Raw genomic sequence first — 16296 nt, 5'->3', positions numbered from 1 at the left:
GTAAATTACAAGAATAAGGCGCGATACTAGGAGGGCAAGCTTATATAGATTAGCGAAACATTGTTGATGAATTGAACTCAACTATGAATGAATAGTCGCAAAAAAAATGTTAATTTTTTTAATTTATTTTGATATTGAAATTCTCAAAATTGCACTTGGCCAGATGTTTTAGCTCTGTTTGAGTAAAACCAAAATACGTAAACCAAGACTGAATTTCGTCTTTTTCAACTAACTGATGTTCGTTCAAGCTCAAAAATTGTGCATAACATCGTGCTTTTAAAATAACACGAGTTAAAGGTAAGCTTTCATCGCTAATCGGATGTGGCGAGATAAGTTGCTCCATGACCGCTTTGAAAGGCAAATAACGAAAAGCCATTTGTTCAATCACTTTAGCAGTAATCGTCATTGATAACTTACTCAATAAAGAACTTAAAAATAATGGGTCTGGTTTAAGTTCAAGCAGGGCGGTATGAAGATCCTTATTCTGCTCTTCACGTGCCATAGTCACTTTACGTTGCCATACACGTTCGAATGTACGCAAGTACAATCTTACCAAGGCAATCTTGCCTACATCCATTAGCATGCCAAGAGTAAATGCCTGTTCTTCATTAACGTCATTCAACTTTGCTATCTCTTGCGCTGCAATCGCACACGCCATCGAATTATCACGTAAGCGACGCTTTAACAATGGAAATGGTTCAGTGCTATGAGGCATCCAATGACGTACAGCAAACGTAGGCACAACAAACTTTAAATTATCCAGCCCGATATAACGTAGTGCTAATAACGGGTTATCGACCTTAACTGATGTATTTTTACTGCGTTGCTTACGATAAAAAGGCAAATTAACAAGCGCGACCAACTCTCGCCCTAACCAAGATAAGTCTTGTACCAAAGGCTCAATTCGCCCTACAGAAGCCGATTTTACAGCGAGGATATCAATAATTGCTGGAACAGCATCCTGTATACCAATTGTTTCATGGATAACAGAATCAATATCCTCGAGCTGCTTGTTCATTGCCGTTTCGATAACTTGGTGTAATTGCTTACTCGCTTGTGCGCGGTATTTATGGTGGGCCGTGCTGGATTTCTGTCGCTTCTTATGAGCGGCAACTTCCACCTCTAATAAAGTGCGTTGCTCGATTTTTTCACCATAGTCAATTTCAAGTGTATGAATATAACCAATTTGACGTTGTGCAAAACTATGACCAAGCAATAAGTCATGCGCACGCTCGTCGAGCATCATTGCAATCCTTTGTTGGCGATCTTTTTCAGTTATTTGCACAGGCGTTTTTTCGTTCATAATTGTTAATTCAATAAACTTAAGATTAGAAGCGAGTTAAAAAGTTAGCAAGTAGTTCAAGTCCCTGCTCTGTCAAAATTGCCTCGGGGTGAAACTGAACCCCTTCGAGCGCTAAGTTACAATGCATTAAGCCCATAATCTCGTCTAAATCATGGTTTACTTCAGTCCATGCGGTAACCGTCAATTCATTGGGTAATGTTTGCTTATCAACAACTAAAGAGTGGTAACGACACACGCGAAGCGGGTTTTCAAGCCCAGTAAAAACACCTTGATTGGTATGCTGAATAACGGATGTTTTACCATGCATCACCTGCTTGGCCCGAATGATCTTTGCTCCAAGAGCTTGTGCAATAGATTGATGACCAAGACAAATTCCCAAAATTGGCAACTGGCCTTTTAATTGTTCAACAACCTCAAGTGAAATACCAGCTTCGTTGGGAGAGCAAGGCCCAGGTGAAAGCACAATATGCTCAGGCTTGAGCTGCTTGATTTCAGCAATACTGATTTCATCATTTCGTTTTACCAATACATCTTGATCTAAGCGCTGAAAATACTGCACTAAGTTATAGGTAAACGAATCATAATTATCAATCATTAACAGCATTGCATGTAACCCAGAAATACGGACTCAAAATAATGAGCGCGTATATTACCTCAAGCACTAAAGAATGTCGGCATAAATGCCCTATTCTGAAGCGAATAAATGTGCTGCAAGTGCCGTTTTTTCATCTTCATCAAGCTTTTTTGAGCATTTATTATTAAAATCATAGCGCACCAACACTGTTTTACCGACTGCACAACATGTGCCCTGCTGCCAAGCTTCTTGCCTCACTACAAATGAACTTGAACCGATATGCTCCACGCTTGTTTTTATTTCAACCTCATGGCCGTAAAAAAGCTCGCCGACGAAACTGACTTCAACCTTAGCAATAATCAATTTCCAGTCGTGAGGGTTTAAATCAGGTGTAAAAAATTTAAAAATAGGGACACGCGCTGCTTCAAACCATACGGGGAGTACGGTATTGTTGATGTGCCCTAGAACATCCGTTTCGCTAAAACGAGGCGAGATTTTTTCTGTAAACATAGTAACCCTATAAAAAATATAAATAAAAGGTAGCTCATGACGGACTTTATTCGTGTATACGAAAACGCCCTTAGTAAAGAATTTTGCGACAACTTTATCACGCTATTTGAACAAAGCGCGCATTTAAAGCAGGGCATGACCTCTGGCGGCATCGATTTAGCAAAGAAAGATAGTCATGACTTATATCTGAGTAATCATCCAGAATATGCTGAACAATTAAAACACATTCAGCAAGTTACTGCTGGTTACGTCTTTAAATACATTGAAGAGCACATATTCATGATGATTGGTGCCTTTGGGTTGAAAGTGTATCATCCCAAAACAGGAAAACCAGTTGATTTAACACAAGATAACTATGAAGAAGTCGGTAAACCTCAACTGCCATTATTAGTCCAGCAAATTTTTAGAATGGGTCCTATTCAGGCACAAAAGTACGATATTAATAAAGGTGGCTACCCGTATTGGCATAGTGAGGTATACCCACAAATTGGCCATAACGAAGCCTTGCATCGTGTGCTGTTATTTATGTTTTACTTAAATGATGTCGAAGAAGGTGGAGAAACAGAGTTTTACTATCAACAACGTAAAATATCGCCAAAACAAGGCTCTATGGTGATAGCGCCAGGTTACTTCACGCATACTCACCGTGGCAACAAGCCCATTTCAAATGATAAGTATATTTTAACGTCGTGGATTTTATTCAACCGCGCAGAACAAATTTATGGACAGCCGCAGTCCTAAACTTGTTATATTAGCTATCAGAAACGGCATTCTGATAGCTAACTAGTAACGTGTTTACATCTTTAATAACTGATCAAATAAATCGAAAACCTGATCGAGTTCTTCAATAGTGTTGTAATGCATACAACCAATACGTACTACACCGCCGGTATCTAATACACCTAGCTGCTTACATAAACCTTGTGCATAGAAATTACCATCCCACACACAGATATGCTGTTTGCCTAAAAATTCAGACACGATACGCGGCTCGATACCTTCAAACGTTAAAGCAAAAGTCGGTGTACGCTCTTCTAAACGCGCCAAATCATTAATACCAAATAACTTAATACGTGGATAATCTGCTAAGCGAGTTAAGAAATGCTTACTGAGTGACATTTCGTGTTGTTTAGTGGTAGCAAATGCAGCAGCGAGCTTTTCTCGGCGTGAATGACTATCATCAAGCTCACTAATTGCAGCAATGTAATCAACCGCAGCAATAAGGCCAGCCAGGGCTTCGAAGCTTTGTGTACCGGTTTCCCAGCGACCTGGCACAACATCTTTTGCAGGTTCAACTTTGTATGGTGTGAAACCTTCAAGGTGCTCGCGTTTACCATATACAATACCAAGGTGAGGACCAAAGAACTTGTATGCAGAGCACGCTAAAAAGTCACAATCAAGCGCTTGTACATCAACCAGCTCATGAGGTGCGTAATGAACGGCATCAACATAGACTAACGCACCAACGGCATGAGCAAGCTCAACAATGCGTTTAATGTCATTAATTGAACCAGTGGTGTTTGATGCATACGTCACTGCAACAAGCTTTGTTTTGGTAGATAAAAGGCTTTCAAAATGCGCCATGTCTAAGCTGTAATCAGCTTCGTTGATAAGCGCTGTTTTTACTGTCGCACCTTTATCTTCAGCAGCTTGCTGCCACGATGAAACGTTTGAGAAGTGATCTGCATTGGTGACAATAATTTCATCATTTTCAGTCCAATCACGCGAGATGGCACGGCTAAAGCTAAACGTTAAGCTTGTCATGTTTGCACCAAACACGATTTGCTCTTTAGCTGGCGCATTTAATAAATCGGCTGCGGCTTGGCGAGCGTTTGCCATTAGCTCAACAGTTTTATCACTTGAGAAAAATGCACCGCCTAAGTTTGAGTTGTAGTAACCCAAATAAGCAGTCATGGCACTTAAAACTGACTGTGGCACTTGCGAGCCACCTGGACCATCAAGGAAAACCGGTGACTGACCTGCAACTTGTTGCATAAGTGCAGGAAATTGGCGACGTAATTGCGTTAAGTTCATGGTTTACCCTTACGCAGTGAGTACGAAGCAATCAAGGTAACCTTCTTTGCTTGCGTCTAATTTATTCATTGGTGTAGCGTTGTGCCATACTTCACGGTCATTAATCAGTGCGAACATACCGTCTTTAATTTCCATTTTGAAACATGGCTCTGCTTGCTGGTGTTCATAAACAAGTAGCTCACCACCTTCTAAGTTTTCGTGCGATACACCACATACACACACGTGATCAAAACCATCTTGATGAACACCTTCTGGCGCAGCAGGTGTGTCGCTGTCGATCGCAAGCATTCTGAATTGGTGAATTTCAATATCGCGGTCATCGCTAATACCGGTCATATCGCGGAACTGATTAACGATTTGCTTCATGCCATCAGTGGCTAATAAGCTATCTTCTAAGTTCTCATAAGTACGCTCAACATTACCTTGAAAGGTATTGATTGAGTCGTCTTGTACGAATGCTTTTGTTGCTTGTAGTTTTAGTTCGCCATCAACAACTTTAATTACTGAATAACGACGCTTACGAAATTCACCATCTGCGTATGGATTAGCAGGAAGGTTAGCAAAAGAAGGCTTTACTGCGTCAATATGTGCTTGGCTTACAAAGCGAAGTTGTAAGAGGTTCTGGTTGTTTAATGTAGTCATAAAGATCTCGCCTTAAATGTTGAGAATATTGGCGAGGATTTTAATGCAATTGAAGGGAAAATATTGCGTTATTATGTAAACTCAATGCAGTTATTGATCAATTTTAAGATCGATAAAGTCAAAATAATGAAAATTTAATCTAAAATATAAAAAGCCCGCAAAAATGCGGGCTTTAAAGTGAAAATACGCTATTTACTTATTAAACAGCTTGCTGAATGATTACTTCATCTGCCTTTTTCGTATACTGAGGCATACGGTGGAAGTTTAAGTAACGGTAAGTATCAGCTGCCGTTGCATTGATCTTAGCTGCGTACTCTTGGTACTCAGCAGGTGTAGGAAGTTTACCTAAGATTGCTGCTACTGCAGCAAGCTCTGCTGATGCTAAGAATACGTTTGCGCCAGTACCTAGACGGTTAGGGAAGTTACGCGTAGAGGTAGACACAACCGTTGCTTTATCAGCAACACGCGCTTGGTTACCCATACAGAGTGAACACCCAGGAGTTTCGATACGTGCACCTACACGACCAAAGATACCGTAGTAACCTTCGTCAGTAAGTTGATCTTTATCCATCTTCGTTGGTGGTGCAACCCAAAGTTGAGTTGGGATACGACCACTGAAACCATCTAGTAGTTTACCTGCAGCACGGAAGTGACCGATGTTAGTCATACAAGAACCGATAAATACTTCATCGATTTTCTCGCCAGTTACGTCAGAAAGAAGACGCGCATCATCTGGGTCATTTGGCGCACAAAGGATTGGCTCTTTAATGTCTGCAAGGTCGATTTCGATTACATGTTTGTACTCTGCGTCAGCATCCGCTTCCATAAGCTCAGGATTCGCTAACCACTCTTGCATTGCGGTGATACGACGCTCAATAGTACGAACATCGCCGTAACCTTCAGAGATCATCCACTTAAGCATTACAATGTTTGACTCTAGGTATTCAGCAATAGACTCTTTAGAAAGTTTAACTGTACAACCTGCCGCTGAACGCTCAGCTGATGCATCAGAAAGCTCGAAAGCTTGCTCAACAGTTAGGTGCTCAACACCTTCGATTTCTAGTACGCGACCAGAGAATTCGTTGATTTTGCCTTTCTTCTCAACTGTTAGAAGACCTTCTTTGATACCAAAGTAAGGGATAGCATGAACTAGGTCACGTAGTGTGATACCTGGCTGCATTTCACCTTTGAAACGAACTAAGATTGACTCAGGCATATCAAGAGGCATTACACCTGTTGCTGCTGCGAATGCTACCGCACCTGAACCCGCAGGGAATGAAATACCTAGAGGGAAACGAGTATGCGAGTCACCACCAGTACCTACTGTATCTGGTAATAACATACGGTTTAACCATGAGTGGATTACACCGTCACCTGGACGTAGTGATACACCGCCACGGTTCATGATGAAATCAGGAAGTGTGTGATGAGTGTTTACGTCGATTGGTTTAGGGTAAGCTGATGTATGACAGAAAGACTGCATTGTTAAGTCTGCAGAGAAACCTAAACAAGCAAGGTCTTTAAGTTCATCACGCGTCATAGGACCTGTTGTATCTTGCGAACCAACAGTGGTCATTTTCGGCTCACAGTATTGACCAGGACGTACGCCAGGCATGTTACATGCTTTACCAACCATCTTCTGAGCTAGTGTGAAGCCTTTACCAGAATCAGTTACAAGAGCAGGCTTACGGAAGATATCTTCAGCTTCCATACCTAGTGATGCACGCGCTTTATCCGTTAAACCACGACCGATGATTAGTGGAATACGGCCGCCAGCACGCACTTCATCAAGAATTACATCTGATTTAAGTGAGAAAGTAGAGATTACTTCATCAGTACCGTGACGCTTAACAACACCTTCGTATGGGAAGATATCGATTTGGTCGCCCATGTTTAGCTCGTCAACAGGAAGTTCGATTGGCAATGCACCAGAGTCTTCCATTGTGTTGAAGAAGATAGGCGCGATTTTACCGCCTAAACATACACCACCAACGCGTTTGTTTGGCACGTGAGGAATATCATCACCCATGAACCAAAGTACAGAGTTAGTTGCAGATTTACGAGAAGAACCCGTACCAACTACATCACCAACGTAAGCAAGAGGTAAACCTTTCGTTTTAAGCTCTTCTAGTTGTGAGATAGGGCCCACTTCACCTGGTTTTTCAGGGTTGATACCTTCGCGCTCATTTTTTAGCATTGCTAAAGCGTGTAATGGAATATCAGGACGAGACCATGCATCTGGTGCAGGAGAAAGGTCATCTGTATTTGTTTCGCCAGTTACTTTGAATACCGTAACTGAGATTTTTTCAGCAACAGCTGGCTTATTTACAAACCACTCTGCATTTGCCCAAGACTCGATTACTTGCTTAGCAAATTCGTTACCTGCTTTCGCTTTTTCTTCTACATCGTAGAAAGCATCGAACATTAATAATGTATTTGATAAACCTTTAACAACGATTGGTGCTAACGCTGCGTCATCTAAAAGATCAATCATAGGCGCGATGTTGTAACCACCTAACATAGTACCAAGTAGCTCAGCAGCTTTTTCTTTTGATACCAATGGAGAGCTCGCTTCACCTTTTGCAACTGCAGCTAAGAAACCTGCTTTGATGTAAGCTGCATCATCAACACCTGGTGGTACGCGGTTAACAAGAAGATCAAGAATAAACTCTTCTTCGCCTGCTGGTGGATTTTTAATTAGTTCAATAAGATCAGCCGTTTGCTGAGCATCTAATGGCGCTGGTACGATACCTAACGCGGCACGTTCTTCTACGTGTTTACGATATTCTTGTAGCACAATATTGCCCTCTTGGTGACGTGAAAGTACTCGGTAGTATTAAACTAAATACCAAATATATAACCCAGTACTTATAGTATTCTGACGATTGATTATAAAGCTTTTAAGTATAGATGAAAATCCATGCTGCGGTTAGGCACTTTATATTCACTATAAATAACATGAATAGTAGTTAAAAAAAAAGCTATTCAGATGAATATTTATTAAGTAAGAATCATTCTTATTTTAGGCATAAAAAAACCCAGCCATATGGCTGGGTTTCTCAAAACTTACAACTCACTATTAACGCATAACTTTTACACGTTGAGTTGATGTTAGTTGCGCTTCAACACGACGGTTTTCAGCGTGAGCTTCTAAAGTGTTTGCTTCATTCTTCAAACGCTCTTCACCATAGCCTTTTGTTGAAATACGATCTTCAGAGATGCCGTCTTTGATTAATTCATCAGCAACATCATCAGCACGCTTTTTAGATAGAGTCATGTTGTACTCAGCATCACCTACTGCTGAAGCATGGCCTTCTAAAACAACCGTTGCGTCTGTATTTTCCTTCATGAAGGTAGCAACTTCAGCAATGTCATCAAAGTAGCGTTGTGGAACAGCCGCTGAGTCATGAGCAAAGCTAACTAGTAGGCTAATTGTTACTGGCTTCTCTTCATACAAAGTACAACCCGTTGCATCTACAGCGTCTGTCATCGGCGTGTTTGCACATTGGTCATCAGCATCAATTACACCATCGTTATCAGAATCTGAATCTGTTGGCTCTTGAACAACAACTGGCGCTGGCTCAACAGGTGCCGCTGGCTCGCTTGATTGACCGAATAAGTAGCTTACACCAAACTTAGCATTTAAGTCTGACTCACTGAACTCTAAACCTCTGTAGTAAGATGTTTCAAAGTTAACTGATAGACCCTCAGTTACAAAGTGCTGGTAACCTAGACCAATATTTGCAAATGTACTTTTCTCGTACACATCAATTTCTTTAAGACCTAACACACCGTAGAATGGACCACCAGAAAAATGGTGCAGCATGTCGATGCCGTATCTATCCATGTCCATGTCGTACTTATCACCCGTGATTAGGTGTTCAGTATCAATATTTCCATCAGCGTACTCTAAACGAGCGCTCCAGTAATCTGAGAATCGGTAACCAATCTCAGCACCGAAACCTGTTGCATAACCAGTTCTCACATTAGGTGAGTAATCTGTTGCAATCCAAGATGCATCGTAGTAGTCACCGAATACACCGATATAAAAACCTTCTTTCTCTGCAGCAAATGTTGATGCACTAGTTGCAGCTAATGCGATCGCCATAGTAAGTGATTTTAATTTCATTGTTTCCTTCCCATTTTCACAATTAAAATTTTCAGCTAAGTCATCCCAGCCCATTTTATAAGCAGAATACTCTTCGATTTGTTAACCTATACTTAATAGGTAACAGGTTATACTACTAACTCAAATCATAGTTTGATTCAGGTCATTAGAAACTATAGGTGATAATATAAAACTTACCTAATACTATAGTTAAATCGTCATTCAAATTAACAACTCGTTATTATTGTTAATTAACAACGACTATAAATTAACTAAAAAATAGACTTAATAACTAGGTGCGTTAACTTATATATAAAAAGTGTTCAGTCATATTTCTTAGCATAGGTGTTAAATATTACACTTAGGCACAGTAGCTAACAATCAGCCTTTTCTGGAATTTTTTAAGTTCCACAAAAAGTTTGATAATTCGCATCACCCTCCTTAGGAGGCTCATACCAATGTGTATTTTCAGCTTTATAAATATAAGGATTTGATATCACTTTCAAAAATGCTTCCAGTGAAGCGCTTTTTCCAGAGTTCTCATATTCACCTATAATCATTTCGATATTATGGTTGCGTGGAATGACTGCAGGATTAACAGCACGCATCGTTTTATAACTTTGAGTAGATGTTCTTAAAAACCATTTTTTATACCATTCTTTTATATTGGCAGGTATGGTTACTGGAGACTGTAATGACTCAGTCAAAAGATTAAATGTGTTGGTATAATCCAATTTATGTTGCTTCATTAACGTCAACAATTCAGAAACAAGTATATGGTCATCTTCTTCCAGGCTTTCTAAGCCCAGCTTTTTTTGCCACATAAAATTAAAGGCGTCATTGAACCGAGTTGAAAAGCTATTTATAACCGCCGAAAGGTCTGTAAGCGCTTGTTTTTCGTCTTTAAATAAAAGTAATAGGCTTTCAGCTAGGCGCGCACAATTCCAATTAGCAATCGTCGGCTGATTGCCAAATGCATAGCGCCCTTGGTGATCAATTGAGCTAAACACAGTATCAAAATCAAAGTTGTTCATCATAGCGCAAGGACCATAATCAATGGTTTCACCACTTATCAAGGTGTTATCAGTATTCATAACACCGTGTATAAAACCGACACGCATCCAACTTACTATCAACTCAATTTGCTTGTCTTGTACAGCTGTTAAAAAGTCGATATAGCGCTTTTCATCCGTGCTATTAATTTCAGGAAAATGACAACAGATCGCGTAATCGACAAGCTTTTCTAACCCTTCTATATCACCCTGTGTTGCTAAGTATTGAAATGAACCAACACGGATATGGCTTTTAGCTAAACGCGTGACGACCGCACCAGGTCGAGGAGGATTTCGATATACCGTTTCACCAGTAGTCACCACAGCTAAACAGCGCGTAGTCGCGATACCTAGCGCATGAAGCGCCTCACTCATAATGTACTCACGCACTGCAGGGCCAATGGCACAGCGACCATCACCACCGCGCGAGAACACTGTTGCTCCTGCGCCTTTTAGCTGCAAGTCCCACAATGTGCCATCTTTATCTGTAATAGCGCCAAGCAAATGCGCCCTGCCATCACCAAGACGCGGTGAAAAATGACCAAATTGATGACCTGAGTAACCAAGTGCAACCGGTGCCACGGCGTTATCTATCGTCGAACCAGATAGTAATTTAGCTAAAAATTCGCTGTCATGTTTAATTGAAAAGTTATCAGCTAGCTTGTCATTGAAGAGCAGTAATTGCGGCTTAGCAGCGGTGCTCGGCATATCTTTAATAGCGAGCAGTTCACTGATATCTGTGTATCGAGTTTGCAGTTTCATAACTGTCCTTAACGTGTGGCTACACCTACGCGGTTATCACCTACCCCATAGGCCACAAGCTGACTAAGTGCTTGCAGGCTATAGCCACTTTGCTGTTGTAATTCATTGAAAAAATCTTGTGCTGCTTGTAACGATTTTTTAGTTTGTAAGCCGCCCTCTATCAACTCGTGGGCACGCAAGTAGGTTTCTACATCGCGAGAAAGTAAAAAGGTATCTTTACCAAGCGCTCGCAAAGCGTAAGGGCCAGTATTTCCCCCTAAACGCGCACCATGTTTTTTAAGATAGGCCCACAAGCCAATAATATTGTCAGTTGGCCAATCCGCAATAAACTGGCTAAAGCTGCCATGTTTTTCGGCAACTTCGTGGATCATGTATGCGTTTTCTGGGATCGTTTGTACTTTTTTAAAATTACGAACAATTCGCTCGTCACTGGCTTTTTGCTCAAGCATATCTGGCGGCATCATCAACAGTTTCTCTACGCTGAAATCCCAAAACACGTCGCGAAAACCTGCCCACTTGTTATTGATAACAGACCAATAAAAGCCGCTTTGAAAAACTTTACGCGTGAACTCTTCTAACCATAAATCGTCATGCATTTTGGCAATATCAGTATCATCGAGCGGGTTTGATAACAGTGCATGCAGCATTTCTTCGCTGCCCTTTCGAGATACGGCTCGTTGATAAATATCGTTAAATTTTTCCATCATTTTTCCAATTTATTTGGTTAACGCTAAGTGTACGTAAAAACACGCTTATACGTAACCATGTTGCAAAATCGGTCACTAAAAAACAAATCCTTCGCCTTGACACCTAGATGGCTAAAATGCTTTAATCGCCGAATATACCCTATTTAACTATGTTGGCTTTAACCTTTAAAGCGAGCATAAAGGGCTGGAAGAGGTGCGTTATTCAGGTAGCGTATGGGAAGAGCACAGACTCTGTTGATCATACGTGAGGGGAATTAACGCCGAGAAGTAACACCGTTTGTGAGGTGCTTATTTCGGGCGACTGGGCTGAATCCCAGCGACTGTCACCAACAATAGCAAATTGCTATTGATTAGTTTGGTGGAGAGCTTCTGGTCTTAGTATAATAAGGCCGTCGCGTCTTTATTATTTTAAGCCCATTCGCTCTTCGAATTATACCTTGTTCGAACGACGACATGCGGCTCCATTCAAATGTTCCCGCATAAACTCTTCGAATACCTTATAAGTTCGTGAGAGATGATCAACAATTTTGATTTAAACGACTATCCATTATGGACAGCGCTTGTCACGCCTTTTTCTGAATCTGGCGAGGTCGATTACACGGCCCTTGAACAACTGGTGGCTGAGCAGCAAGATGCAAATAACGGCATTTTATTGCTTGGCAGTACCGGTGAAGGACTGGCGCTTTCACTTAAAGAGCAACAAGCCATTGTTGAGCATGTTTGCCAATTAGCACCGAGTGTCCCCCTCATGGTTGCTGTGGGCGGTATGAACCTTAAGCAACAAATTGCTTGGGTTGAATACTGCAATCAACTACCTATTCATGGCTATTTATTGGGCTCACCTCTGTATGCAAAGCCAGGGGTTGTTGGCCAAACACATTGGTTTGAAAGCCTACTTAACGCAAGTCATCACCCTTGTATGTTGTATAACGTACCAGGAAGAAGTGCAGTTGAGATTGCACCGCAGGTGATCAAAAACCTTGCTGAGCACAAAAACCTTTGGGCTTTAAAAGAAGCCAGTGGCGACATTAGTAAATTTGAAGGTTTTAGAACGGCATCTCCAACACTGGCCATTTTCAGTGGCGATGATGCACTTATGCCGTATTTTGCTCAAGCTGGTGCAAAAGGTTTAGTGTCGGTTGCCGCGAATGCTTGGCCGAGTCAAACCCATGAGTTTGTTAAACGCAGTTTAAGTGGTCAATACCCAAATCTATTCACCGATTGGTCGCAAGCAATCCAAAGTTTATTCGCTGTAGCAAATCCAATCCCCGTAAAAGTACTGATGCACCTGCAAGGTAAAATAAATACCCCGCATTTACGTCCGCCGCTTACACATTTAGAGCTTGAGCAAACAGACAGCATCACCCACGCAAACAACACAATTTTATCTTGGAACTAAAAACAGGTTTTATCATGAGCTGGTTAGAATTATTAAACAACTTAGAATCAGGCGCAGTTCGCGCAGCAACACAAGACGAGAACGGCAACTGGCACGCCAATGTTGAAGTTAAACAAGGCATTTTAGAAGCCTTTAAAAATGGCACAAATACCGAGTTCCCAGGTGGTTTTGTTGATAAGCACAACTTAGCACCACAAGGCTTTGCAGCAGATGCAGGCGTGCGTATGGTACCAGGTGGTAGCAGTGTTCGTCGTGGTGCACACGTTGCCAAAGGCACCATTATCATGCCACCAGCGTATGTAAATATTGGCGCGTTCATCGACGAAGGCACAATGGTCGACAGCCACGCACTAGTGGGTTCATGTGCACAAGTGGGTAAAAATGTTCACCTAAGTGCGGCAGTACAATTAGGTGGCGTACTTGAGCCAATTGGTGCCAGCCCTGTGGTAATTGAAGATGACGCATTCATCGGCGCAGGCTGCGTTATTGTTGAAGGTGTGGTTGTGAAAAAAGGTGCCGTACTTGCGCCGGGTGTACGCTTATCTGCAACCATTCCTGTCTACGATTGCGTTAACGAGCGCCAGCTAGACAAAGGTGAAGCAATCCCAGAAAACGCGATTGTGATCCCAGGCTCTCGCCCAGCTTCAAATGCATGGGGTCGTGAACAAGGTCTAAGCATGTCGTGTGCATTGATCGTGAAATACCGTGACGAACAAAGCGATGCATCATTACTGTTAGAAGAGGTTTTACGTTAATGAGCTTTTTGAGCACGCCCATCAAGCAAGCGGTTGAACACGTTTCAACGCATCTTGATACGCCATTTTTTATCTATGATTTAGATAAATTAACTGCACATCTAAATCAACTGACTGCACAAACCGATGTGAAACTTTGGTATGCCGTTAAGGCCAACCCACTGTCTCGCATTATTCAATGTTTAGACAGCGCAGGGTTTAACTTTGATGTTGCAAGTAAAGGTGAACTTGAGCAAGTACTTGCTCAAGGCATCGATAGCGAGCGCGTGCTCAACACAGGGCCTGCAAAAAGCCCTAAACAAATTTCACATTTTATTGCTCGCGGCGTACGTACTTTTGTGGCCGAGAGCATTAACCAAGTTCGCTGGTTAAATGAGGAAGCAACAAAAGCAAATTGTCAGTTGCAAATTCTATTGCGTGTTCAATTACGTTGGCCAGACAGCGAAAAGAATCCACTTGGCGGCGATAGCCTTACTCCTTTTGGTTTAGGCTGTGATGAGTGGCAAGCACTCACTGCAAGTGATTACCCAGCTCTTAGCTTTGATGGTCTGCATATTTTCCAATGGGGCAATATGCTGAGCACTAACAAGCTCGCCGAGCTATGGCGCGCGATGATTGCGCCATTACAACAGCTAGCACGCTCATTAAATATTAACCTTCATATTCTCGATTTAGGGGGTGGCTTAGGCATTCCTTATACCCAAGATGCTAACCAACTTGATTGGTCTGCACTTATCGAGACCCTGGCGAGCATTAAAGCAGATGCTGGTGTCAAAGAGCTTTGGATGGAACTTGGCCGCTATGCGGTGGGCGAATGTGGCCATTACGCAACACCGGTTGTTGAGCGCAAAGAGAATTACAATCAACAGCAGGTGATTTTATCAGGCGGTATTAACCATTTACTTCGCCCTGCTGTAACAAGCCAAGATTTCCCTGCGGCGTTACTACGCGAATCAACGGCTGAACCTAAGGCAATGACTTTATACGGCCCGCTTTGCACCGCCCTTGATTGCTTGGGTGAACACCAATTAGCAAGCGATTTAAATGAACAAGACTGGTTGGTATTCAGCCAATGTGGGGCATATGGCTTTACCGAAAGTATGCCGTACTTTTTATGCCACGAATTAGCGGCTGAATACATCCTTGAACAAGGCAATATTGAGTGCATTCGTAGCGCTGAAGATGCCAGCTATTATTTGAGGTAATCGCCATGAGTAAAGAATTCATTAGCCAAGAGAATATTGTGGTTGGCGAGATTGCCAACGGCCTACCACTGACAATCCCTGTGTATCGCTTAAAAGGCGATGGCACAGGCCCAAACGTGTATATACAAGCCAATATGCACGGTGCTGAGGTGCAAGGTAATGCAGTAATTTATCAATTGCTAGAGCAGCTAAAATCACTCAAGCTGCATGGCGATATTACCCTAGTGCCTTATGCCAACCCAATTGGTTGTAACCAAAAATCAGGCGAGTTTACGCTAGGTCGCTTCGATCCAATTACGGGCACCAACTGGAACCGCATGTACCGCTTTAACAAAGCCTTACCATCACAAATTGCTGAACAGCACAAAGACAGTGATGATGCGATCCTTAAAGCGGCGTTTAAAGAAGCACTGGTTGCTGATATCGACAGCCAACTAACAGGCCCTGATTACAGCCTAACAACCGGTAAACGTATTGCGCTTAACTTACAAAAGCTTGCCCATCAGGCTGATATTGTTTTAGACCTTCACACTGGGCCTATCTCAAGTCAGCACTTATATTGCCCTGAATACGCCAAAGACAGCGCGCGCTATTTCAACATAGAGCATGTGTTATTGATCCCGAATGATTTTGATGGCGCGATGGATGAAGCGAGTTTCTGTCCATGGTGGTCGTTATCTGAAGAGCTTGGCAAACAAGGCCGTGAATTCGCTGTCCAAGTCGAGGCATTCACCGTTGAGCTAGGTAGCCAAGAAAAAATCGATTTAAGTGCAGCTCTTGAAGATGCAAATAGCATTTTAAGTTACCTCAACCACAAAAAGGTATTAGTTGATGCAGCGTATCAACCCAAAGCGATGACACGTTATGCCTGTATGCTTAAAGATTATATTGCTTACTACGCTCCCATGGGCGGCATGGTGGAGTACCTAGCGCCACTGGGTGGCCATATTAAAGCAGGTGAACCTATAGCCCATATTTTAAGAATGGAGCGCTACCTATCAGAACAACCATTACAAACACTCAGTTTTGATAAAGATGCAATAGCCATTTTACATTTTGCTTCAGCAAGCGTGAATCAAGGCACCGAATTATATAAGTTTTTTACCAACGTATTTGAGCTATAAGCTCACCCCTTCTCATTGCGTGAGAGTCACGGCTTAGGCCGTAACAGCAGAGTCCCAAGTTTCGCTTGGGGCTCTATTTACCTAAAAATTTAACAATTCAGTACAAGTTCACGGTTACTTA

At 42.1% G+C, this 16296-nt stretch carries 14 protein-coding genes and 1 riboswitch; of the genes, 5 read left to right on the top strand and 9 right to left on the bottom strand.

The genetic code is table 11. The annotated features are described in order from the left end of the window. Nucleotides 1–118: 118 nt before the first annotated feature. The 3 genes from LY624_RS01130 to LY624_RS01120 all read right to left on the bottom strand — a co-directional run bounded on the left by LY624_RS01130 (nt 119) and on the right by LY624_RS01120 (nt 2387). Nucleotides 119–1279 carry an HDOD domain-containing protein gene (locus tag LY624_RS01130; RefSeq protein WP_130151748.1) on the bottom strand — a complete coding sequence of 387 codons (1161 nt, stop codon included), beginning with the start codon at nt 1277–1279 and terminating at the stop codon, nt 119–121. Between the two features lie 49 nt (nt 1280–1328). Continuing rightward, nucleotides 1329–1907 (bottom strand): anthranilate synthase component II, encoded by a 579-nt coding sequence (locus LY624_RS01125; RefSeq protein WP_341803679.1) that lies wholly within the window; start codon nt 1905–1907, stop codon nt 1329–1331. Between the two features lie 81 nt (nt 1908–1988). Continuing rightward, nucleotides 1989–2387, bottom strand: coding sequence for an acyl-CoA thioesterase (locus LY624_RS01120; protein WP_130151511.1), 399 nt, complete (start codon nt 2385–2387; stop codon nt 1989–1991). Between the two features lie 36 nt (nt 2388–2423). On the opposite strand from LY624_RS01120, the gene LY624_RS01115 reads away from it, so the two are divergent. Next, nucleotides 2424–3128 carry a 2OG-Fe(II) oxygenase gene (locus LY624_RS01115; RefSeq protein ID WP_130151510.1) on the top strand — a complete coding sequence of 235 codons (705 nt, stop codon included), beginning with the start codon at nt 2424–2426 and terminating at the stop codon, nt 3126–3128. A gap of 54 nt (nt 3129–3182) precedes the next feature. Here the strand turns inward: LY624_RS01115 and LY624_RS01110 are convergent, their stop codons facing one another. From LY624_RS01110 to LY624_RS01085, 6 genes are all read right to left on the bottom strand, one after another. After that, complete coding sequence (locus tag LY624_RS01110) at nt 3183–4421, bottom strand: cysteine desulfurase-like protein (protein ID WP_341803678.1); 1239 nt, start codon at nt 4419–4421, stop codon at nt 3183–3185. A gap of 9 nt (nt 4422–4430) precedes the next feature. Then, nucleotides 4431–5063 carry a 2OG-Fe dioxygenase family protein gene (locus LY624_RS01105; protein WP_130151508.1) on the bottom strand — a complete coding sequence of 211 codons (633 nt, stop codon included), beginning with the start codon at nt 5061–5063 and terminating at the stop codon, nt 4431–4433. Between the two features lie 199 nt (nt 5064–5262). Then, the gene (gene acnB, locus LY624_RS01100; protein WP_130151507.1) at nt 5263–7860 is read right to left on the bottom strand and encodes a bifunctional aconitate hydratase 2/2-methylisocitrate dehydratase; all 2598 of its coding nucleotides are present in this window, start codon (nt 7858–7860) and stop codon (nt 5263–5265) included. A gap of 282 nt (nt 7861–8142) precedes the next feature. Next, nucleotides 8143–9192: an OmpA family protein gene (locus LY624_RS01095; RefSeq protein ID WP_130151506.1), complete on the bottom strand. Its 1050-nt coding sequence runs from the start codon at nt 9190–9192 to the stop codon at nt 8143–8145. 380 nt (nt 9193–9572) lie between these two features. Then, nucleotides 9573–10985, bottom strand: coding sequence for a protein adenylyltransferase SelO (locus LY624_RS01090; RefSeq protein ID WP_341803677.1), 1413 nt, complete (start codon nt 10983–10985; stop codon nt 9573–9575). A gap of 8 nt (nt 10986–10993) precedes the next feature. After that, complete coding sequence (locus LY624_RS01085) at nt 10994–11689, bottom strand: DNA-3-methyladenine glycosylase I (RefSeq protein WP_341803676.1); 696 nt, start codon at nt 11687–11689, stop codon at nt 10994–10996. A gap of 183 nt (nt 11690–11872) precedes the next feature. Further along, nucleotides 11873–12069: riboswitch (Lysine riboswitch) on the top strand. Nucleotides 12070–12206: 137 nt separating this feature from the next. On the opposite strand from LY624_RS01085, the gene dapA reads away from it, so the two are divergent. The 4 genes from dapA to LY624_RS01065 are packed head-to-tail and all read left to right on the top strand — an operon-like array spanning nt 12207 to nt 16175. Then, nucleotides 12207–13091, top strand: a complete 885-nt coding sequence (gene dapA, locus LY624_RS01080; protein ID WP_341803675.1) for a 4-hydroxy-tetrahydrodipicolinate synthase — start codon at nt 12207–12209, stop codon at nt 13089–13091. Between the two features lie 14 nt (nt 13092–13105). Next, entirely contained in the window at nt 13106–13846 is a 741-nt protein-coding gene (locus tag LY624_RS01075; RefSeq protein WP_119853750.1) for a 2,3,4,5-tetrahydropyridine-2,6-dicarboxylate N-succinyltransferase, read from the top strand. Continuing rightward, entirely contained in the window at nt 13846–15051 is a 1206-nt protein-coding gene (locus tag LY624_RS01070) for a PLP-dependent decarboxylase (RefSeq protein WP_341803674.1), read from the top strand. The genes LY624_RS01075 and LY624_RS01070 overlap by 1 nt, the downstream gene beginning before the upstream one ends. 5 nt (nt 15052–15056) lie before the next feature. Then, nucleotides 15057–16175 carry a succinylglutamate desuccinylase/aspartoacylase family protein gene (locus LY624_RS01065; RefSeq protein ID WP_341803673.1) on the top strand — a complete coding sequence of 373 codons (1119 nt, stop codon included), beginning with the start codon at nt 15057–15059 and terminating at the stop codon, nt 16173–16175. The last annotated feature ends 121 nt before the right edge of the window (nt 16176–16296 follow it).

The organism is Pseudoalteromonas sp. N1230-9 (assembly GCF_032716425.1).
In the GTDB taxonomy this organism is placed as follows: domain Bacteria; phylum Pseudomonadota; class Gammaproteobacteria; order Enterobacterales; family Alteromonadaceae; genus Pseudoalteromonas.
This window is presented reverse-complemented; position numbering and strand designations above follow the sequence as displayed.